This is a genomic window from Lentzea terrae (genome assembly GCF_003265345.1).
In the GTDB taxonomy this organism is placed as follows: domain Bacteria; phylum Actinomycetota; class Actinomycetes; order Mycobacteriales; family Pseudonocardiaceae; genus Lentzea; species Lentzea terrae.
Genome location: NZ_QFWW01000024.1, coordinates 270,869 through 290,100, shown reverse-complemented (window position 1 = coordinate 290,100; position 19,232 = coordinate 270,869). Strand labels below are relative to the sequence as shown.

Sequence of the window (19,232 nt, the reverse complement as noted above, 5' to 3'; positions counted from 1 at the left end):
TCCGCACGGACCGACAATATTTCGCAGGACGCCTCTCACGGACGCGGAAAACGCCCTGGGTGGTGCGTCACAAAGCCCGGCGCCACGGTCTCCGCACGGGGTGGAGTCGTGGTCCAGTCCTGGAGTACTCGCATCTCAGGGCCGTGCTGACCAGCCCAGGCGTTCAGGTCGGCGACCGGCCACCGCCCAAATGAGATCCGGTCTTCCAGGACACGCAGAGCCGTCAGTTCCTCCGCCGCCGTGTGCATGCAGTGTCCCGCGCGGTTGACGAAGAGTTGGCGAACGTCACGCCCGGAGTAAGCGCCCGAGTGCTCCACGGAGGTCGGATCGCCCAGCGCGTGCAGCGTCACGACCGGCGACTGGGCCCGGCCGGTCGGATCGCCGAACGAGTGCAGCCACCGCACCGCCGCCGCGTCGGCCGCGATCCGAGGAGCCGACCCGAGCGCGGCCAGATCGTCTTTCACCGACGCACCTGCTTCCCGGTAGGCCGCCATCACCAGTTCCTTCTGCGCGGACCGCTCCAGCAAGACCCGGTAGTCGACACCCGTGTTCCAGCTCGGGTTGCCACCGGCACGCGTCTCGACGTCCACCCGGCCGCTGCCCCACGCCAGCGAGCGCGCGAGCGTTCGGTCGTGCACGGCTGCCTGCGTCACGGCGTCCACGACCGACGTGGGACGGGGCTCGTGCACCCGCGACCAGGCCGGGATACCCGCAACCGCGTTGGCCAACGCCAGCCGGGCCCGGCCGAGACCAGACCCCAAGGCGGCATCGATCGCCCCGACCGCCCTCTGCTCGTTCGCCGCAACGTCGGAAATCCGGCTGAGCTCGAGCGATGGCTCCAGCAGCGTCCGGAACACAAATCCCAGGTCAAGCAGCTGGTTGGACCGCAGCACGGCCCCGCCCAACGCGCCGCAGAGAGACAGCACCCCGTCGAACCGCGACCTCTCCCCCAGCAGCACCGAGGTCAGCCCGCCCAGCGACGATCCCCACGCGATGACCCGACGCGGCCGAGCGACCTCACGAGAAAACCACGACACCAGCGCCGGTTGGTCGCGCAACGCGTCCGGGATCGCGTGCCCGTGCGGCACCCGGTACCGAGAGGCCGCGAGAGCGTAGCCACGGGCCAGCAGCTCGTCGCGCGCAGCCGGACGTGAGGCCATCTCCACCTGCGGGTTGTAGCCGGCCGGATAGGTCCCGTGGCTGTAGAGCAAAAGCGTGCCGTTCCAACGAGAAGGCACCTCGACGCGGTATTCCGCGCCGTCGATCTGTCCAGTGTGGACAGTCAAGTCAGCGGCCTCGACCGGCATCAGCAACGACATCGCGAGCATCAGTTTTCCGAACATGGGACCAGGCTCTCGATCATCGGATGAAGCCGCGTCCGACGAGACGATGCACCGGAGTACGCAGGGTTGCGTACGAGACCCTTCCGAGACCTTCCCGCAACGGACCCGTGAACCGGGATGAACATCGGCACGTATGCCCCGGTGTCGGAGACGGACCAAGGGACGGAGTGATCGCGTGCGGCATGGTGTGGACTCGGGTCTCTTCCAGCAGACCGCGCACAGCCCGTCTTATTTCGAGCTGTCACGCACGGGCGCAGGTGAGCTCGTCGACTTCTGCATCCCGTGCAATCCGTACTTTCCGACGCCGGAGATGTTCGAGGAGCTGTCGAAGAACCTGGAAGCGGTGCTCAAGTTCTACCCGAGCGACTCCAGCAAGATCGCTGACCAGCTGTCCAAGGTGCTGGGCCTGAACCCGGCCACGCTCGCCATGTCGAACGGCAGCACCGAGCTGATCACGTGGATGGACCACCTGTGGATCCACGACAGCATCGCGATCCCCATCCCCACCTTCGGCCGGTGGACCGACCAGCCGATGGAGAGCAACAAACGCGTCGACATGTTCCTGCTCCAGGAGAGCAACAACTTCGAGCTCGACATCGACGAGTACATCAAGTTCATCCGCACGCGCGGCAGCCGGGTCGCGGTCATCTGCAACCCGAACAACCCCGACGGCGGTTACCTGCCGCGCCGGGAGATCGTCCGGTTCATGGACGAGCTGGCCGACCTGGACCTGATCGTGATCGACGAGTCGTTCATCGACTTCGTCGAGGTCGAGCGCAACCCGTCGGTCGCGGCCGAGGCGTCCATCCGGCCCAACGTGGTCGTGCTGAAGAGCCTCGGCAAGAACTTCGGTCTGCACGGCATCCGGTTCGGCTACCTGGTCGCGAACCCGGGACTGGCCGGCAAGATGCGCCAGGCGCTGCCGAAGTGGAACCTCAACTCGTTGGCGGAAACCGTCGTGTTCATGCTGGCCGAGCACGAGGCTGAGTACGCAGAGAGCCTGCGGCTGCTGTCGCGGGACAGGTACCGGATGGGGATGGAGCTCTCCCGCATCCCCGACCTGACCGTCTACTCCTCGCAGGCCAACTTCCTGTTCGTGAAGCTCGGCGGCGGGATGGACGGCCGCGAGCTGCGCGACCACCTGCTGTCGAAACACCAGGTCTTCATCCGCGAGTGCGGCAACAAGCTCGGCATGACCAGCAAGTTCGCCCGGCTGGTCGTGCGGCCCGAGCAGGACGTCGACCGGCTCGTCGAAGGCATTCGCGACTTCACCCAAGCGAGGTGGACCAGCCACTCGTCAAGCCATTCCGCAAGCCATTCCAGCGAACCGTCGCTGTTGATGCACAGCGCCTGAATTCATGTCTCCGAAAGGTTGCCCAGAAATGTCATCACCGCACGTCCTCAGCGGTCGGCGCGGCCAGGTGGCTGCGGCCGCGCTGGTGGCCGCCACACTGCTCAACGCGGCCATGTTCGGCGGTACGAACGCCACCGCCTCGTCACACCGCGAGGCCCCGCTCATCGCGGGTGACCCGGCCGTGGACAACACGGACCTCTACGCGTTCGTGAGTCCTGACCACAAGGACACCGTGACGCTGGTCGGCAACTGGTCCGGGTTCCAGGAACCCAACGGTGGCCCCAACTTCTTCCCGTTCGCCCAGGACGCGCAGTACGACTTCAACATCGACAACGACGGTGACGCCAAGGCCGACATCGTGCTGCGCTGGCAGTTCCACAACGACGACCGCCGCAAGAACAACACGTTCCTGTACACCAACGGTGTCGTGGAGTCGCTGGACGACGAGAACCTGCTGTTCCGCCAGCGCTACGACATCGAGGCGATCTACGAGAACGGCCAGAAGGTCAAGCTCGTCAACAACGCCCCGGTTGCGCCGTCGCCCAACGGGCCCGCGTCCATGCCGGACTTCAAGAAGCTGCGCGACCAGGCGATCGTGCAGATCCCCGGTGGCGGCAAGGTCTACGTCGGCCCGTCGGACGACGCGTTCTTCGCCGACCTGCGGGTGTTCGACCTGCTCTACGGCGGCAACCTGAGCGAGGTCGGCCAGGACACGCTGCGCGGCTACAACGTCAACACGATCGCGATCCAGCTGCCCAAGCAGGCGCTGGCGCTCAAGAACGACGCGAACCGCAACCCGAACATCGGCATCTGGAGCACCACGCAGCGGCGCACGATGAAGCTGTCGCCGGGCAAGGCCGAGGCCGTCGGTGACTTCGTGCAGGTCTCGCGGCTGGGCAACCCGCTGGTGAACGAGGTCGTGGCCCCCGCGGGTCTCAAGGACGCGTTCAACGGCCTGCGCCCCGACCAGGACGCCGGCGTGAAGGAGCTCGTCGACCGGGTGGTCAACCCCGAGCTGCCGAAGCTGATCGAGGCGATCTACAAGATCCCGGCGCCGAAGGGTCAGCGCGACGACCTGGCCGAGATCTTCCTGACCGGCATCACGAAGAAGCTCGGCGGACAGATCAACGCCGACCTGAACTCGCAGGTCAACAACGCCGACGTCGACCAGAACCGGTTCCGCCCGAGCGAGATGCTGCGGCTGAACATGTCGATCAACCCGAACGCGAACCCGAACCGTCTCGGCCTGCTCGCCGGTGACACGCAGGGCTTCCCGAACGGCCGCCGCCTCACCGACGACGTGGTCGACATCGCCGTCCAGGCGGTGGAGGGTGCCGCGGCGTCCGGCAAGATCGTCGAGGCGCTCGCCACGGGTGACAAGGTCGACGCGAACGACCAGCCGTTCGAGGCGAACTTCCCGTACGTGGCCCAGCCCCGCAACGGCACCGCCGTCAGCGCCTCCGGCAACGCGGCGAACGTCGCGGTCAACCCGGTCGGCAAGATCGGCAGCCTCGACCCGATGGCGATGACCACGGCGGTCGGCTCCGCGTTCGTGTTCGGCGCGGGCTTCTGGTTGTGGCGCAAGCGCCAGGCGTCGATCCGCAAGTACGGGTCGCACTCGAAGTGAAGTACCAACAACGGCAGGTCGTCGCGGTGGTTCTCCTGGTCACCGCGGCGCTTGCCTACCTAGCCGCCTCCGGTCCTGCCGACAGCAGGGCCGGGGGCGCGCAACCTGAACCGGTTCCCGTTGTCGCACAGCAGAACCAGATGCACCGCGTGGTGCACCAGCTGCAGCAGCGACTGCACACCCTGCCCCAGGACAAGGACTCCTGGGCCAAGCTGGGTTCGTCCTATGTGGAACTGGCGCGCGTCACGGCCGACCCCGCGTACTACGCGAAGGCCGAGGGCGCGCTGAAGAACGCGGGCGACACGGGCCTCGCCGCCATCGGCATGGGCACGCTGGCCAACGCCCGGCACGACTTCCACGCGGCCCGCGACTGGGCCAGGAAGGCCATCGCCGCACTGCCGTCCTCAGCAGAGGCCCACGGCGTGCTGGCCGACGCGTTGACGCAGCTCGGCGACGACGCGGGCGCGCAGGACGCGGCGCAGAAGATGCTGGACCTCAAGCCCAACACGGCATCGTTCGCCCGCGCTTCCTTCCACCTCGAGCTCCACGGCGACGTCGACGGCGCTCGCGCCGCGATGCAGCGCGCACTGACCGCTGCCGCGACGCCCGAGGAGATCGCGTTCTGCCGCTACCGGCTGGGCGAACTCGCGTTCGACCACAACCGGATCGACGAAGCCGCTCAGCACTACGAGCAGGGACTGGCGGCGAGAGGAGACGACATGACTCTCACTCAAGGCAAGGCCAAGGTCGCGGCGGCACGGGGTGACGTCCCGGTGGCCCTCGACACCTACCGCAGGCTCGTGGCCCGCGCTCCCCTGCCGCAGTACCTGCAGGAGTACGCGGAGCTGCTCGAAGCCAACGGCAAGCCGGAAGAGGCCGCCAGGCAGTACGACGTCCTGACCGAGCAGCAGCGGCTGATGGAGTCGCAGGGCGCGTCCGACGACCTGGCCGCGGCCCTGGTCGCCGCCGACCGCGGTGACGGCATGCAGGCGCTGCGCCGGGCGGAGGCCGAGTGGAGCCGCCGGCAGAGCGTGTTCGTGGCCGACGCGATGGCCTGGGCGCTGCACATGAACGGCCGCGACGCCGAGGCGCTCGAGTACTCGGACCGCGCCAACGCGCTGGGCTGGCAGAACGCCACGTTCTCCTACCACCGCGGCATGATCCTGGCCGCGCTCGGCCGGGTCGCCGAGGCCCAGGAGGCGCTGGTGCAGGCGTTGCGCCTGAACTCGAACTTCTCCCCGCTGCAGTCGTTGAAGGCCGGCCGCAAGCTCGCCGAGCTGCGAGGCGGCCGGTGAGCCTGTCCAGCTGGGTCGTGCGGCCCGTTCTGGTCGTCGCCCTCCTGCTGGCGGGCATCTTCTTCATCAACGGCGAAGCGTCCGCACACCCGCTGGGCAACTTCAGCGTCAACCACTACCACGGCCTGCACCTGCACCCGGACCGCATCGACCTCAGATCCGTCGTCGACGTGGCGGAGATCCCGACGCTGCAGGAGAACCTGAAGGCCAGGGACGCGAAGCAGTGGTGCGACGAGGTCGGCAGCACCGACCAGTCCACAGTGGACGGGCGCAGGATCACCTGGACGCTCGCCAGTTCCACCAAAGAACACCCAACAGGCCAGGCGGATCTCCTCACGACCCGCCTGGTCTGCGAGTTCACCGCCAAGGTGGACCTCGACCGGCCGGCCCAGCTGCAGTTCCGCGACGAGTCCAACGTCGACCGCGTGGGCTGGCGGGAGATCACCGCGGCCGGCACCGGCATCAAGCTGACCGACTCCTCCGTACCGACCGAGAGCATCAGCAACGAGCTCCGGACCTACCCGGAGGACCTGCTCAGCAACCCTCTCGACGTCCGCGCGGTCACCTTCAACGCCGCACCCGGCACCGGCTCCGAGCCGAAGCAGGCCTCAGGCTCCCCCATCCAGTCGTTGAGCGTCACCGCGGCTGCCCTGAACGACATCCTGGGCAGCGACGACCTCACGCCGTGGCTGGGGTTTTTGGCGTTGCTGCTGTCGTTGCTGCTCGGCGCGTCGCACGCGGCGTTGCCCGGCCACGGCAAGACGCTCATCGCCGCCTACCTCGCGGGTCGCCAGGGCACGCCGAAGGACGCGTTCATCGTCGGCGCCTCGGTCACGGCCACGCACACCGGTGGCGTGCTGGTCCTCGGCCTGGTCATCAGCGCTTCGTCGGCGTTGGCCGGCGAGCAGGTGCTGCGCTGGCTCGGTCTCGTGAGCGGCGTGCTCATCACCGTCATCGGCGTGATGCTGCTGCGCTCGGCCCTGACCCGCGAACCGGCGCTCGCCGGCGTTGGACACGGGCACGGGCACGGGCACGGGCACGGTCATGGCCACGGACACGGTCATGGGCACGGTCATGGGCATGGAACCGGGCACGGTCACGGGTACAGCCGGGCAAGCCTGATCGGCATGGGCGCGGCCAACGGCCTCGTCCCGTCCCCCTCCGCGCTCGTCGTGCTCCTCGGGGCGATGGCCCTGGGCCGGACGTGGTTCGGCGTCCTGCTGGTCCTCGGCTACGGAGTCGGCATGGCCGGCACGCTCACCGCGGTCGGACTGCTGCTGGTGAAAGCCCGTGATCGCGTCGAGAAAATCCTGGACGGCCGTGCCAGCCGCGCGCTCTCGCATTACGCACCCGTCGGCACAGCCACCCTGGTGGTGCTGGTCGGAGCCTGGCTCACATTGCAGTCCGTCTGAATTACACCAATGTAAGAAGGGCCCGGATTCCGCGGAATCCGGGCCCTTCTTCCGTTCTGCCCCTACTTCTGCAGGTTCGTCGCCACGAACGTCTTGCCCTCTGCGTTCTCGACCACGACCGACTTCACCTTCTCCGGCGAGACACTCACGATGCCCGATCGCTTGGCACCCTCGACCCTGGCCTTCTCGGACGAGGTCCAGGAGTCCGCCTCGGTCTTCGAGCCATCGACCCCGACCACGATCAGCTTGCACTTCTGCGCGGCCGGCAGGCCACTGATCTCGGCCTTGAGCAGGTAGCGGTCCTGCGATGACTGCGTCATCTCCGCCACCATCTTGATCCCGCCGACCGTCGCCTCGCCCGTGTAGGGAGTGGCCGTCGTGCTCGATCCAGGTGCCTGACTCTGCATGAACACCGCAGCGCCCCCGAACGCGACCACCGCGGCGACTGCCGCGGCGGCGAGATAGCCCGGCCAGCGCCGGGGCTTGGCGTGCTGCGGTTCGGAGAACTCCTCCACCGGCTGCGGACTGGCTCTCGGCTTCGGGTCCGACACCCGCGGCTGCGGGATGGCGGACTCGTTCCGGATCTGCCGCAGCGTGCGCTGCAACAGCAGGTCCGACGGCTTGGGCAGGTCGTCCTCGAGCTCGTGCAGGAACGCCTCACGGGGCACCTCGTCGAGCACCATGCGGATCTTGTGGAAGTCGGCGACCTGCGCACGGCAGGACGGACAGCCCATCAGGTGCTGCTCCACGCCATGACTCTCATGCGCGTCCAGAACGCCGAGCGCGTAGCAGCCAAGGGTGACCGCGTCGTGCGCGCCAGCTGTCATACGACCTCCTCGTCGTCCCGATTCGACCCCCGCGGCGAAACGGTGTCACAAGTGAAAACGGGCAGATAGGAGTGGTCGGTTCAGCTCGCGAACGAGTTCATTCTGATTGCTCATAACAATGGCATTACGTAACCGTGCAACTACCGTTCAGGGGTGGCCTGAGCAGCGCTTTTCACTCGATCGGACGACTCAAGGTGTCTTGAATGGCTACAGGCACGTCTCTCGACGAACTGCCGGTCGTTCCTCGGCTTCGATGAACACGGCGAGGCCGTCCAGCACCCGTGCGAGACCGAACTCGAACTCGTCGAGCGGCCGCTCGTAGCCCCCCGAGTTCCACACGTGCACCATCATCGGCAGCCGGTCGGGGGTGAAGTGCGCCCAGAGCGCGTCCTGCCCGTCCCACCAGGCCTCCTCGGACACGCCCGTCTCGCGTTCCGCCTTCACCCGGTCCGCCATCGTCCGGCCGACGCCGTCGACGAAGTGGCCGACCGCCGTGACCACGGCGACCATCTCCTCCGCGCTCAGCCCCAGGTCGGAGACCACGGCGAGGGCGGAGTCGAAGCTCGCCATCGTCCGCGGGCCCGGCGTCCGGCGTGCGTGCGGGAGCTGCAGGATCCACGGGTGCGCGCGGTACATCTGCCACAGCTGGCGCGCGTAGAACTCCAGGCCCTCGCGCCACGGCCCCTTCGGCGCGCGCTCGGTCTCACCCCACGCCGCGTCGACCATGAGGTCCAGCAGCTCGGACTTGCCGGGCACGTGCCGGTAGAGCGCCATCGCGGTGCTGCCCAGCGTCTCGGCGACCCGGCGCATGGTGAGCGCCTCGACGCCCTCGGCGTCGGCCACCTTCATGGCCGCCTCGACCACCCGCGACTGGCTGAGCGCGGCTTTGGGCCCTCTGGACGACTCAGCCGGCGGGTCCCACAGCAGGCGGACAGCCCGGTCCCGGTCGCTCTGCTTCACCAAGCCCCCTCTTTCACCTCTCGCTTGCATGTGAATCCTAAAACCGTGTACAACGTACACCTAGCGTACAACGTAAGCAGTTAAGCCACGGGGGTGAAAGTCGTGGGACACGCGGTGCTCGCGGAAGGCCTGCGGAAGAGGTTCGACAAGAAACCGGCGCTGGACGGGGTGGACCTGGCCGTACCGGCGGGAACGGTGTGCGGGCTGCTCGGGCCCAACGGCGCGGGCAAGACGACGGCGGTGCGCATCCTGGCCACGTTGCTGCGGCTGGACGGCGGCCGGGCGGAGGTGGCGGGCTTCGACGTGGCACGGGAGGCGCCCCGGGTGCGCCGACAGGTGGCGTTGAACGGCCAGCAGTCGACGGTGGACGACGTGCTGACCGGCAAGGAGAACCTGGTGATGTGGGGGCGGCTCTACCACCTCTCGAAGCGCCAGGCGTCGGCCAGGGCCGACGAGCTGCTGGAGCAGTTCGGGCTGACCGACGCGGCGGACAAGCGGGCCAAGCACTACTCGGGTGGCATGCGGCGGCGCCTGGACCTCGCGTCGAGCTTCATCATGCGGCCGTCGGTGCTGTTCCTGGACGAGCCGACGACCGGCCTCGACCCGCGCAACCGCGGCGAGGTGTGGCGGGAGGTGAAGCGGGTCGTCGCTGAGGGGACGACGGTGCTGCTCACCACCCAGTACCTCGACGAGGCCGACCAGCTGGCCGACCAGATCGTCGTGCTGGACACCGGCAAGGTGGCCGCGCAGGGGACGCCGGACCAGCTCAAGTCCAAGCTCGGCGGCGACCGGATCGAGGTCGTGGTGCGGACCGCGGAGGAGCTGCCGGTCGTGCGGGACGTGCTCGGGCCGGACGCCGAGGTGGACTCCGACGGGTTCCGGGTGAGCGCGGCGGTGGTCGACCGGGTGGCCGCGCTGACGCGGGTGACGTCGGCGCTGGCCGCCAAGGGAGTGGAGGCGGAGGACATCGCGTTGCGGCGGCCGACGCTGGACGAGGTCTTCCTGGCGATCACGGGTCACAAGGCGGAGGTGCGGGCATGAGCAGCGCAACAACGGTCAAGTTCGCCCTGGTGGACTCGTGGGTCGTGGCCAAGCGCGACCTGATCCACTGGCTGCGCGAACCGGTCAGGGTGTTCGCGAACCTCGCCTACCCCATCATCTCGGTGCTGATCTTCGGGCTGGTGTTCGGCAGCGCGATGAACGTCTTCGGCGGCGGTGACTACATCGAGTTCCTGCTGCCGGGCATGTTCGGCCAGACCATCGCGTTCGGCGTCGGCACCACGCTGATGATGGTGTCGATGGACGCCGACCGCGGCGTGACCGACCGGTTCCGCGCCTCGCCGATGTCGCAGACCGGCGTGGTGGCCGGGCGCAGCATCGCCGACCTGGTCAACTCCTCACTGGAGCTGCTGGTGCTGGCGTTGTGCGGTCTCGTGATCGGCTGGTCGTTCCACGACGGGCTGTTCAACGCGATGGTCGCGTTCGCGCTGTTCCTCTGGCTGCGGTTCGCACTGGTGTGGGTGGGCATCTACCTGGGCCTGCTGGTGAAACCCGAGGCAGCGCAGGCGTCCTGGATGTTCCTGTTCCCGCTGACGATGTTCGCGAACACGTTCGTCTCGCCGGAGCTGATGCCGGGCTGGCTGCGGGCGGTGTCCGAGTGGAACCCGCTGTCGTCGACGGTGGCGGCGGCACGGGAGCTGTTCGGCAACCCCGGTGTCGGCGGCGACTCGTGGGCGGCGCAGAACTCGCTGCTACTGGCGGTGCTGTGGCCCGCGGTGTTCGTGGCGATCTTCTGGCCGCTGTCCGTGCTGAAGTACCGCAACCTCAGTCGCTAGGTACTCGGTCCGGAACTGGTCGGCGAGCCACTCCGCGAGGAGTCGCCGCCAGTTCCGGACCATCGTCTTCTTCCGTTCCGGCAGTGCGCCGTCGTCTTCCCACTCCCGCCAGTCCTCACTGGCGAGCCACCCGATGCAGCCCGCGATCCGGTGCACGCGCAACAGGTTCGGGTCGGGAGTGTGGCCGTAGCCGACCCAGAACGCCTGCGGCAGCAGGGTTCCGTGCAGGTACAGGTGCTCCTCGAACGCCGCCAGCTCGTCGAGCGGGTTGCCCTGCGACGGGCCGTCCCAGTCGATCAACGTGGCGCGGTGCTCGCTCACGATGATGTTGTGGAGGTTCACGTCGTTGTGCAGCAGACCGATCTGGTGGATCACGCGGAACGCCCGGCCGATGCGCGCCCAGACCTCGTCGGACACCGGTAGCGCGTCCGCGAGCGTCCTGCCCTCGACGTACTCGACCAGCACGTCGCCACGCGCGTTGTGGGCGAGGATCGCCGGTGCGCCCGGCACCACGAACTTCGGCAGGTCGCGCGCCACTTTCGGTTGCCGGAGCACGGCTTTGCGCCCGTCGGCCAGCGTCACGAGGTGCAGGACGTTGGTGAGGCCCTCCCCCTCCAGCGGTTCGACGCGGACGGCGGTCTCCAGCAACCGGAACAACACACACCTACGCTAGCTCGCCCAGAGGTCGCACCGGTGGTCCGCCGGTGCGACCGGCTCGGTCGCGAACGTCCGGACGTCGTGCCGTGCCCAGCCGGGACGTCCGGTCTGCGCGAACCTGGTCCAGGCCCCGACCATCTCGTCCGACAGCTGCTGCTGCGCGTCCGTCAGCGTGGTGTTGCCGTACCTGAGCAGGAACGGCAGCTCCGAGCCGTGGTAGGCGCCGTACGGGAACTCCGGCAGGTCCGGGAAGATCATCGGCGGCTTCGGCTCCGCGAACTCGTAGCCGTACGCGTTCGTTTGGGCTCGCAGCTCTTCGGTCGTGCAAGCCGATGTCATCGCGGTGAGCGCGGTCGAGAGCTGCACTCGTTCGTCGCCGCCCTTCGGCGGGTAGTGCTCCAGGACCCGCTTCGCCTTGGCCGCTCCGAAGCTCTCGACGAGGACCTGTTCGTAGCCGCCGGCGTCGAGCTGCGGGTAGTACATCGCCACGAACACCGTCAGTTCGTCTCGTGTTGTACCGGCGAGCACAGGGATCTTGTGGAACCGGCCGTGTTGCAGCGCCTTGATCGGGTTTTCCGGCAACGCTTCCGTGCCGTACGCGGGCCGGCTGAACAGCGGCGTGAGCTTCTTGACCTCTTGGACGGGGAGTCGGCGAAGGCACGTCAGGTCGGTGCAGCCGTGCGGTGCGTTCGCGCCGGCTTGCTCGACGTCCTCGCGTTTCGCCCACGGGTGGTAGACCTGGTTCTCCCCGGCCGGGATGCCGAGCTGGCACGGTCCACTCTGGATGATCGCCTGGTGGAACAGGGCGCGCGTGTCGGGTGACGTCAGCTGCGCGCACGTCGACAGCCCGCCCGCCGACGCGCCGAACAGCGTGACGTTGTGCGGGTTTCCGCCGAACTGCCGGATGTTGCGCTGCACCCACTCGAGTGCCTTTTGCTGGTCCTTCAGCCCGAACGCGCCCGAGCCGGCGAGTCCTGGGAACCCGAAGTATCCGAACGCGCCGAGCCGGTAGTTGCTCGTGACGACGACGGAACCCTTGCGCACCAACTGGTCCACGCCGTAGTCGGACCCGGCGCCACTGGTGAAGCTGCCGCCGTGGATCCAGACCAGGACCGGCCGGTTCCTGGCGCCCGGCGGCGTGGTGACGTTGAGGTAGAGGCAGTCCTCGGCGTCACTGGCCGGACTGCCGAGCCCGGCGTCCTGCGCGCACCTCGGGCCGGGCTCGGTGGCTTTGCGGACGCCGTGCCACGGCTGCACGGGTTGCGGATCGCGCCAGCGGTCGTCCCCGGTCGGCGGCGCGGCGAACGGGATGCCCTGGAAGGAGCGCTGGGCGTTGCTGATGCTTCCCGACACGAATCCCGCGTCGGTGCGGATGACGGTGGTCCCCGCGGCGTGGGCGGGAACGGCTGTTGCGGCAACGAGAACGGCCGCGATGAAGGTTGTGGTTGAACGCATGTCACCGATCAACCTAGCTGCGTGCGCAACCTCTTTTGATTCCGCGACAACAACCGCGCCGCCACCGCGGCCGGCAGGTACATCAGCACCCCGTACACCGCGGGCGGGACCGCCATCGTCTCGTCGTTCAACACGGTCAACGCCAACGTGATCGCGATCGTGGCGTTGTGGATCCCGATCTCCATGGCGCTGGCGATCGACTCCTTCTCCCCCACCTTGAACGCCTTCGGCACGTAGTAGCCGATCAGCAGGCTGAGGATGCTGAGCAGCAACGCCACCGGCCCGAGCGTGCCGATGTTGTCGACGAGCTGCTGGAACGCCGAGGCGATCGCCGCGAGGATCACCAGCACCAGCACGACCACCGAAGCGATCCGCACGGCCCGCTGCATCTTCAGCGCCCAGGTCTCGTACTTCCGGCGCACCCACATCCCGATCGCCACCGGTACCAGCACGATCGCGAACACCTGCACGAACTTGGCCGGCTGCAACCCGACCTCGGCGCTGTCGGCCATGAAGTGCGCCATGCTCAGCCCCACCACGACCGGCAACGTGAACACCGCGAGCACCGAGTTGATCGCCGTGAGCGTGATGTTGAGCGCGACGTCGCCGCCCGCCAGGTGGCTGAAGAGGTTCGCCGACGTCCCGCCCGGCGAGGCCACCAGCAACATCATCCCGACCGCCAGCACGCCCTTCAGCCCGAACGCGAGCACCAGGCCCAGGCAGATGGCCGGCAACACGATGATCTGACAGACCAGGGCGACGACCGCGGCCTTCGGGTACTTCGCGACCCTGGCGAAGTCGGCGATGGTGAGCGTGAGACCCAGGCCGAACATGACCAGGGCCAGTGCCAGTGGCAGGAAGATCTGGACTACTAGCACGGCGGCCTCCGCGATGTCCGGCTTGTGCAGTTTGATCTGATCGGAAGATCCTGGCGTTACGCCGGCGCTGATGGAATCGGCCAGGTGGCAGCACTTCCCCCGGATTCGTGATAGTTCTGCAGAAAACCTTCTGGGGGCAGAGTGAAGACAGCGGTGGTGACCGGAGCGACCGGCAAGCAGGGTGGCGCGGTGGCGCGGCACCTCGTCGCGGCGGGATGGGACGTCCGGGCGGTGACCCGCGACCCGGCGGCCGATGTTCCCGGGACCTCGGTGGTCGTGGCCGACCAGGCCTCACCCGACTCGCTGATCCGTGCGTTCTCCGGCGCTGACGCGGTGTTCAGCGTGCAGCCCGCGCCGCACGACCCGCGCTCGCCGCAGGGCTACTCCCCCGCCGTGGAAACCAGATGGGGCCGCAACGTCGCCGACGCGGCGCAGGCCGCAGGTGTCTCGCACCTCGTGTACGCCTCGTTGGTGGCCGCGACGTCGCAGACCGGCGTCGCGTCGTTCGACAGCAAGTGGGAGGTCGAGCGGCACATCGAGGACCTCGGCCTGCCCACGACCGTGCTGCGGCCGACGACGTTCATGGACGGCCTCTACACCCCTGGCCTGACGCGACTGACCCATCTGCTGAATCCCTCGGTGCCCTACCACCTGATCGCGGTGGACGACATCGGCGCCATCGCCGCCAGGGTCTTCGCCGATCCCGCCCGGTTCATCGGCTCGTCGCTGTCCCTGGCGGGCGATGTCCTGACACCGGTGGAGATGGCCGAGCTGATCGGCGTGCCGTACGAGCGGTTCCAAGTGGACTATCCGGAACTGCGCAAGGTGTTCGACCATCCTGCGGAGCCGGCCGCCGACATCGAGGCCCTGCGTGCGCTGCATCCCGGCCTGCGTTCCTTCGCGGCGTTCGTGTCTGAGGTGCGGAACGGCGTCGTCTAGCGCACCCTGTTGCGATGGCGCGTCTGCTGACTCCGCGCTTCGCCCTGCTCACCGCCGCTGACCTGGGCTACTTCACCGCGATGGGCATCGCGGTCTACGCCCTGCCCCTCTACGTGACCGGCCCGCTGCACAGCTCGAAGGCCGCGGCGGGTCTCGCGTTCGGCGCGTTCGCCATCTCGGCGCTCCTGCTGCGGCCGTTCGCCGGACGCCTCACCGACCGCGTCGGCAGAAGACCACTCCTGCTCGGCGGCACCGCACTGGCCGCCACCAGCCTCGCGCTGACCGCGCTCGCCACCGACCTGCCCACGATCATCGCCCTGCGACTGCTGCTGGGCGTCGGCGAAGCGGCGTTCTTCGTCGCCGCGTTCGCCGCCCTGGTCGACGTCGCCCCGCCGGACCGCCTCGGCGAAGCCCTCAGCCTCAACTCCCTCAGCCTCTACCTCGGTCTCGCCGCGGGCCCGCCGCTCGGCGAAGTGCTGGCACAGCAGTCGTTCCCCCTCGCCTGGCTCACCGCCGCCGCGCTCTGCCTGGCGAGCGCCGCGACCGTGCTGTTCCTCGGCGAAACCAGCACACCCGCTCCGGCCGCGCGCACGGCGTTGATCCACCGGCCCGCGATTCCACCGAGCATCGGGTTGTGCGCGGCGCTCGTGGCCGCCGGCGGGTTCATGGCCTTCTCCGCGTTGCGCGCACAGCAAAGCGGCTTCGAGAACACCAGCCTGCCGTTGTTCCTCTACGGCGCCACGGTCGTCACGTTCCGCGCGGTGTTCGCCAAGGTCCCGGACCGCGTGCCGCCCCTCAAGCTGGGGGCGATCGCACTCGCGATCATCGCGACCGGGATGGTCCTCACCGCCACGCCGAACACGCTCGTCCTGGGCAGCATCGTGATCGGCGCCGGCGTCACGTTCAGCACGCCGGCGTTCTTCGCGGCCATCTTCGCCACGGCCGAACCGCACCAGCGCGGCGCCGCGTCCGGCACCGCCAGCGCGTTCATCGACGTCGGGCTCGGCGGCGGACCGATCCTGCTCGGTCTCGTCGCGAACGCGGAGGACATCCCGATGGCCCTGGCCACCGGCGGTGCGCTGGCCGCGGCGGGCTGCCTGTGGACGTTGCGGCTCAGCCGAGCACACTGAAGTCGTGCAGATCGGCGTGTTCACCGCGGGCGACCTCGAACCGGCCGAGATCGTCGACCTGGCGATCCAGGCCGACGAAGCCGGCCTCGACGTCTTCGCGGTGGGTGAGCACCACAACCCGCCCTACAACTCGTCCTGCCCGGCCACCCTGCTCGCCCACATCGCCGCGAAGACCACCCTGAAGCTCTCCACCGCCACCACCCTGATCACCACGAACGACCCGCGCCGGCTGGCCGCCGAGTACGCGACCCTGGACCTCCTCGCGCCCGGCAGGACCGACCTGGTGCTCGGCAGGGGCAACACCGCGAAGGTGTTCGGCTGGTTCGGCAAGGAGATCGAGTACGGCGTGCCGCTGACGATCGAGCACTACGAGACGCTGAAAGCGTTGTGGCCCAACAGGCCCTACCTCTGGCACGCCTGCACCCGCTCCCCCGAGATCGCCGACCTCGCCGCGCGGAACAACGACGGGCTGTTCGTGTTCGCCGACCAGACCGAGCACGTCGCCCGGTACCGCGACCAGGCCGAGAACCCGCGGCTCGGCGTGCTGGCGAAGGAAGTGGAGACCGGGCTGCGGCTCGAACCCGACCGCCTGCTCGTGCCTCCGGCTCAGTTGCGCCAGATCGCCACCGCGATCACCAGCACCAGCACACCGACTCCCACCGCACCACCGAGCACCCAGGCACCGTAGATCCCGAACGCCACCAGCTCCGACAGGATCGCCGCGACCGACGTGACCGTGGCACGGGCCTCGGTGTCGGCGTCGATCCGGTGCTGCAACGCGGTTTCCACGTGCACCAGCACGAACCGGTAGAGCCCGTAATACAGTCCCACGAGGACGAGAGCCGGTGGAACGGCCAGCAGAGCAGCCGCGATCAGCACCAGACCCGCCGCGAACAGCACCCAGCCGCGGAACGGCAACCGGCCCGCCAGCGAGGCGCCAGCAGCACCGAGCAACGGCAGCCCTGTCGTCGCCAGCGGCACCCACAGCGTCGGCACGCCCCAGTCCTGCGCCATCAAGGTGAAGTACTCCTCGAAGGCGTCGATCGCGTACACCAGCGCCACCGCGATCACCGCGCTCTTGATCGGCACGGCTTCGCGCAGACCGGTCAGCAACGTCCGGAAGTAACCGGTGTGCTGCTCAGCGGAGTCACGTGCAGGTTCCGGGAAACGCAACGCGATCACCGACGACATCAGGCACATCGCGACGCTCACCCAGCCCGTGAGCTGGTAGCCGCCCAGCGAGAACAGCACCGTGGCCACCAGCGCCACCGGCACCTGCGCGATCAGCTCGATGGCGTCGACGCGCGCGTTCAACCGGACGTACTGGTCCTCGTCCCCGTTGGCCGCCAAGGCGTCGTAGACCAGCGCCTCGAACGCACCCGACTCCAGCGCGCCGCCAAGTCCCCACAGCACGAAACCCGCTGCGAAGCCGTAGAACGACGGGAAGAGCACCCAGGACGTGTACCCGGCGGCCTGCAGCACACCGGACGCCACGAGGCAGCCGCGCCGGGAGAACCGGTCCGCGAGGGCACCGGACGGCACCTCCGCGACCACGGCGGTGGTCGACCAGATGGCGAGCAGCACCGTGATCTGGCTGTCCGACAGCCCGCTGTCGGCGAAGAGCAACGCGTACAGCGCGTAGATCGGGATGAGGTGCGAACACCACGCCCACGCCGTCGCGGTTCGGGTCAGATCAGTTGAAGATCAATGTCGTCGACGCATGGGACAAGGTTAAGCCGCCAGCGCCACCGATTAAATGGCGCTGACGGCTCGTAGTCGCTCAGAAACCCGCGGTGACTTTGGTGAACGCGAGGTCGGCCTGCTGGATGCCGGAACAGTTCGCTGCCACCTGCCCGTCGCAGCCGCCGCGGTCGCGGTTCACCGACCAGAACGCGAGGCGCGCCAGCCCGTTCGCCTTGGACCAGTCGCGGATGGCCGTCCAGTCGTCGACGGTGGTCAGCTCGCGCTGGTCGGACAGCCCGTTCATGCCGGAGATGCCGACGTGCTTGAACGCCTCGGCGTCACTCCAGCCGAAGGTCGACTTGAGCTTGTTCTTCAGGCCGGTGGCCGCGCCGATGGTGTCGGTGCGGATGTTGGAGCTGCCGAAGTCGAACGGCATGATCGTGAAGACGTCGATGTTCGCGTTCAGCGCCTTGGCCTGGTCGATCAGCCGGGCACCGTAGAAGTTCGGGCCGGTCGTGCCGGTGCCGAACGTGACGATCGTCTGGATGCCGGGGTTGTTCTGCTTGACGATCTTCAGCGCGGTGATGATCCGGTCCTGGACCGTCGTGTTCTCGAACTCGTCGGAGTTCTCGATGTCGATGTCGATCGCCTTCAGCCCGTAAGCGTTGATCACCTGCTGGTACGCCCCGGCCAGCGCTTCGGGCGTCGAGCAGTTCGGCCCGAGCTTGTTGCCGCTCCAGCCACCGAACGACGGCACGATGTCCCCGCCGGCGCCGCGGATCGCGTTGATCGTCTGCTGGTCGACACCGCCGGTGAGCGGGCGGCTGCTGTCCCACGCCGGCGAGCAACCGCCGCCGGACAGGACGAACGCGAGGGTGAACCACTTGACGCCGGTCGAGCTCATGACCTGGGTGGCGCTCTGCGGCTCGCCCCAGCCGAGGTACAGGTAGGGCGCGCCCCGTCCGGTGCCGGGCAACGGCGGGTTCGACGTGGTGGTCGTGGTGGTCGTGGTCGTGGTCGGCTGGGTGCCGCCGTCACACGATCCGCCGTTGACCTTGCAGTTGGCCGGGTTTCCGCCAGAACCGCGCACGGTGAAGCCGAAGCTCGCCGAACCACCGACGGGCACGTTGCCGTTCCAGGTGTTCTTCACCGTGATGGTCTGGCCGCTCGCGGTGTAGCTGCCGTCCCAGAGCGAGGCGATCGACTGCCCGCTCGGGAGGGTGAACTCGACCGTCCACGACGAGAGCGCGCTCGCACCGCCGTTGGAGATCGTGTACTTGGCCTCGTAACCGCTGTCCCAGGCCGAAGTCTTGGTGAACGTCGCCGTCACGCCGGCCGCGCCGCTCGCGGGAGCGGCCAGCACGCCTCCTACCACGGTGGCCATCGCCAGCCCGATGGTCAGGACTTGCCAGCGGAACCTCTTCATGGTGCTCCTTCACGTGCAGGGGGAACGTGATGGGGAGCACGTTAACTGGTCTAAACCACTGGTTCAAGGGTGTGAACAGACCGGTGGTCAGAGCCTGAGCGTGGAATCGATCTCCCGTTCTGCGCTGCGCTCGTCCAGCAGTTGCAACAGCGCGTACGTGGTCTGCCGCTGCTCCTCCACGAGCTTGGTCAGCCACGATCCGAAGTAGAGGAACCCACCGACGGCGATCAGCCCGACCCCGAGGATTCCGCCCGAAACGACGTACGGGATCTGCTCCCACACGTACCCGGTGTGCGCGACGCCCCACCAGGCGAAGAGGATCGCCGCGATCCCCGCGGTCATCAGCATCGTGCCGACGAGCCCGAGCCCGCTGCGCATTCTGGCGCGGCGCCGGTCCTGCATGGTCATGGG

General features: G+C 68.3%; 18 protein-coding genes. 9 read left to right on the top strand and 9 right to left on the bottom strand.

The genetic code is table 11. The annotated features are described in order from the left end of the window. Nucleotides 1-35 precede the first annotated feature (35 nt). A complete protein-coding gene (locus DI276_RS30995) occupies nt 36-1,343 on the bottom strand; it encodes a hypothetical protein (RefSeq protein WP_112269813.1) in 1,308 nt (435 codons plus the stop codon). Nucleotides 1,344-1,518: 175 nt separating this feature from the next. Between DI276_RS30995 and DI276_RS30990 the strand changes: the two genes are divergently transcribed. Genes DI276_RS30990 through DI276_RS30975 form a run of 4 tightly spaced genes read left to right on the top strand, consistent with a single transcriptional unit; the run spans nt 1,519 to nt 7,031 of the window. Continuing rightward, on the top strand, nt 1,519-2,697 hold the full coding sequence (locus DI276_RS30990) for a pyridoxal phosphate-dependent aminotransferase (RefSeq protein WP_198681007.1): 1,179 nt from the start codon (nt 1,519-1,521) through the stop codon (nt 2,695-2,697). 28 nt (nt 2,698-2,725) lie between these two features. Continuing rightward, nucleotides 2,726-4,324, top strand: coding sequence for a DUF4331 domain-containing protein (locus DI276_RS30985; protein WP_112269809.1), 1,599 nt, complete (start codon nt 2,726-2,728; stop codon nt 4,322-4,324). Then, entirely contained in the window at nt 4,321-5,619 is a 1,299-nt protein-coding gene (locus tag DI276_RS30980; RefSeq protein WP_232837040.1) for a tetratricopeptide repeat protein, read from the top strand. The genes DI276_RS30985 and DI276_RS30980 overlap by 4 nt, the downstream gene beginning before the upstream one ends. Continuing rightward, on the top strand, nt 5,616-7,031 hold the full coding sequence (locus DI276_RS30975; protein WP_232837039.1) for a nickel/cobalt transporter: 1,416 nt from the start codon (nt 5,616-5,618) through the stop codon (nt 7,029-7,031). Before DI276_RS30980 ends, DI276_RS30975 begins: the two co-directional genes overlap by 4 nt. Nucleotides 7,032-7,093: 62 nt before the next feature. On the opposite strand, the gene DI276_RS30970 is transcribed toward DI276_RS30975, so the two are convergent. Together DI276_RS30970 and DI276_RS30965 are read right to left on the bottom strand one after the other, a co-directional pair. Beyond that, on the bottom strand, nt 7,094-7,858 hold the full coding sequence (locus tag DI276_RS30970; RefSeq protein ID WP_112269807.1) for an anti-sigma factor family protein: 765 nt from the start codon (nt 7,856-7,858) through the stop codon (nt 7,094-7,096). 207 nt (nt 7,859-8,065) lie between these two features. After that, nucleotides 8,066-8,818 carry a TetR/AcrR family transcriptional regulator gene (locus DI276_RS30965; RefSeq protein ID WP_198681006.1) on the bottom strand — a complete coding sequence of 251 codons (753 nt, stop codon included), beginning with the start codon at nt 8,816-8,818 and terminating at the stop codon, nt 8,066-8,068. Nucleotides 8,819-8,920: 102 nt separating this feature from the next. Between DI276_RS30965 and DI276_RS30960 the strand changes: the two genes are divergently transcribed. Beyond that, on the top strand, nt 8,921-9,859 hold the full coding sequence (locus DI276_RS30960; RefSeq protein WP_198681005.1) for an ATP-binding cassette domain-containing protein: 939 nt from the start codon (nt 8,921-8,923) through the stop codon (nt 9,857-9,859). Next, a complete protein-coding gene (locus DI276_RS30955) occupies nt 9,856-10,653 on the top strand; it encodes an ABC transporter permease (protein WP_112269801.1) in 798 nt (265 codons plus the stop codon). Before DI276_RS30960 ends, DI276_RS30955 begins: the two co-directional genes overlap by 4 nt. On the opposite strand, the gene DI276_RS30950 is transcribed toward DI276_RS30955, so the two are convergent. From DI276_RS30950 to DI276_RS30940, 3 genes are read right to left on the bottom strand one after another with little or no spacing between them, the layout of a single operon-like run. Further along, nucleotides 10,570-11,313, bottom strand: coding sequence for a lipopolysaccharide core heptose(II) kinase RfaY (locus DI276_RS30950; RefSeq protein ID WP_112269791.1), 744 nt, complete (start codon nt 11,311-11,313; stop codon nt 10,570-10,572). The genes DI276_RS30955 and DI276_RS30950 overlap by 84 nt on opposite strands. 9 nt (nt 11,314-11,322) lie before the next feature. After that, the gene (locus DI276_RS30945) at nt 11,323-12,765 is read right to left on the bottom strand and encodes a carboxylesterase/lipase family protein (protein WP_112269789.1); all 1,443 of its coding nucleotides are present in this window, start codon (nt 12,763-12,765) and stop codon (nt 11,323-11,325) included. Nucleotides 12,766-12,773: 8 nt separating this feature from the next. After that, nucleotides 12,774-13,643 carry a bile acid:sodium symporter family protein gene (locus tag DI276_RS30940; RefSeq protein ID WP_232837038.1) on the bottom strand — a complete coding sequence of 290 codons (870 nt, stop codon included), beginning with the start codon at nt 13,641-13,643 and terminating at the stop codon, nt 12,774-12,776. Nucleotides 13,644-13,784: 141 nt separating this feature from the next. Between DI276_RS30940 and DI276_RS30935 the strand changes: the two genes are divergently transcribed. The 3 genes from DI276_RS30935 to DI276_RS30925 are packed head-to-tail and all read left to right on the top strand — an operon-like array spanning nt 13,785 to nt 16,400. Beyond that, nucleotides 13,785-14,582 (top strand): NmrA/HSCARG family protein, encoded by a 798-nt coding sequence (locus tag DI276_RS30935; protein ID WP_112269787.1) that lies wholly within the window; start codon nt 13,785-13,787, stop codon nt 14,580-14,582. A gap of 14 nt (nt 14,583-14,596) precedes the next feature. Then, nucleotides 14,597-15,712, top strand: a complete 1,116-nt coding sequence (locus DI276_RS30930) for an MFS transporter (RefSeq protein WP_112269785.1) — start codon at nt 14,597-14,599, stop codon at nt 15,710-15,712. A 4-nt stretch (nt 15,713-15,716) separates the two neighbouring features. Beyond that, nucleotides 15,717-16,400, top strand: coding sequence for an LLM class flavin-dependent oxidoreductase (locus DI276_RS30925; RefSeq protein WP_112269783.1), 684 nt, complete (start codon nt 15,717-15,719; stop codon nt 16,398-16,400). Here DI276_RS30925 and DI276_RS30920 read toward each other — a convergent pair. From DI276_RS30920 to DI276_RS30910, 3 genes are all read right to left on the bottom strand, one after another. Continuing rightward, nucleotides 16,319-17,338 carry an MFS transporter gene (locus DI276_RS30920; RefSeq protein ID WP_232837037.1) on the bottom strand — a complete coding sequence of 340 codons (1,020 nt, stop codon included), beginning with the start codon at nt 17,336-17,338 and terminating at the stop codon, nt 16,319-16,321. The genes DI276_RS30925 and DI276_RS30920 overlap by 82 nt on opposite strands. Before the next feature lie 154 nt (nt 17,339-17,492). Continuing rightward, nucleotides 17,493-18,821 (bottom strand): cellulose binding domain-containing protein, encoded by a 1,329-nt coding sequence (locus DI276_RS30915; RefSeq protein WP_112269779.1) that lies wholly within the window; start codon nt 18,819-18,821, stop codon nt 17,493-17,495. Between the two features lie 87 nt (nt 18,822-18,908). Next, a complete protein-coding gene (locus tag DI276_RS30910; RefSeq protein ID WP_112269777.1) occupies nt 18,909-19,229 on the bottom strand; it encodes a hypothetical protein in 321 nt (106 codons plus the stop codon). Nucleotides 19,230-19,232: the final 3 nt, after the last annotated feature.

Bases quoted from the DNA above. Each gene is read 5' to 3' on its own strand.
- DI276_RS30995 (WP_112269813.1), bottom strand. From the start codon at position 1,343: ATGTTCGGAAAACTGATGCTCGCGATGTCGTTGCTGATGCCGGTCGAG.
- DI276_RS30985 (WP_112269809.1), top strand. From the start codon at position 2,726: ATGTCATCACCGCACGTCCTCAGCGGTCGGCGCGGCCAGGTGGCTGCG.
- DI276_RS30970 (WP_112269807.1), bottom strand. From the start codon at position 7,858: ATGACAGCTGGCGCGCACGACGCGGTCACCCTTGGCTGCTACGCGCTC.
- DI276_RS30955 (WP_112269801.1), top strand. From the start codon at position 9,856: ATGAGCAGCGCAACAACGGTCAAGTTCGCCCTGGTGGACTCGTGGGTC.
- DI276_RS30945 (WP_112269789.1), bottom strand. From the start codon at position 12,765: ATGCGTTCAACCACAACCTTCATCGCGGCCGTTCTCGTTGCCGCAACA.
- DI276_RS30930 (WP_112269785.1), top strand. From the start codon at position 14,597: ATGGCGCGTCTGCTGACTCCGCGCTTCGCCCTGCTCACCGCCGCTGAC.
- DI276_RS30915 (WP_112269779.1), bottom strand. From the start codon at position 18,821: ATGAAGAGGTTCCGCTGGCAAGTCCTGACCATCGGGCTGGCGATGGCC.
- DI276_RS30910 (WP_112269777.1), bottom strand. From the start codon at position 19,229: ATGACCATGCAGGACCGGCGCCGCGCCAGAATGCGCAGCGGGCTCGGG.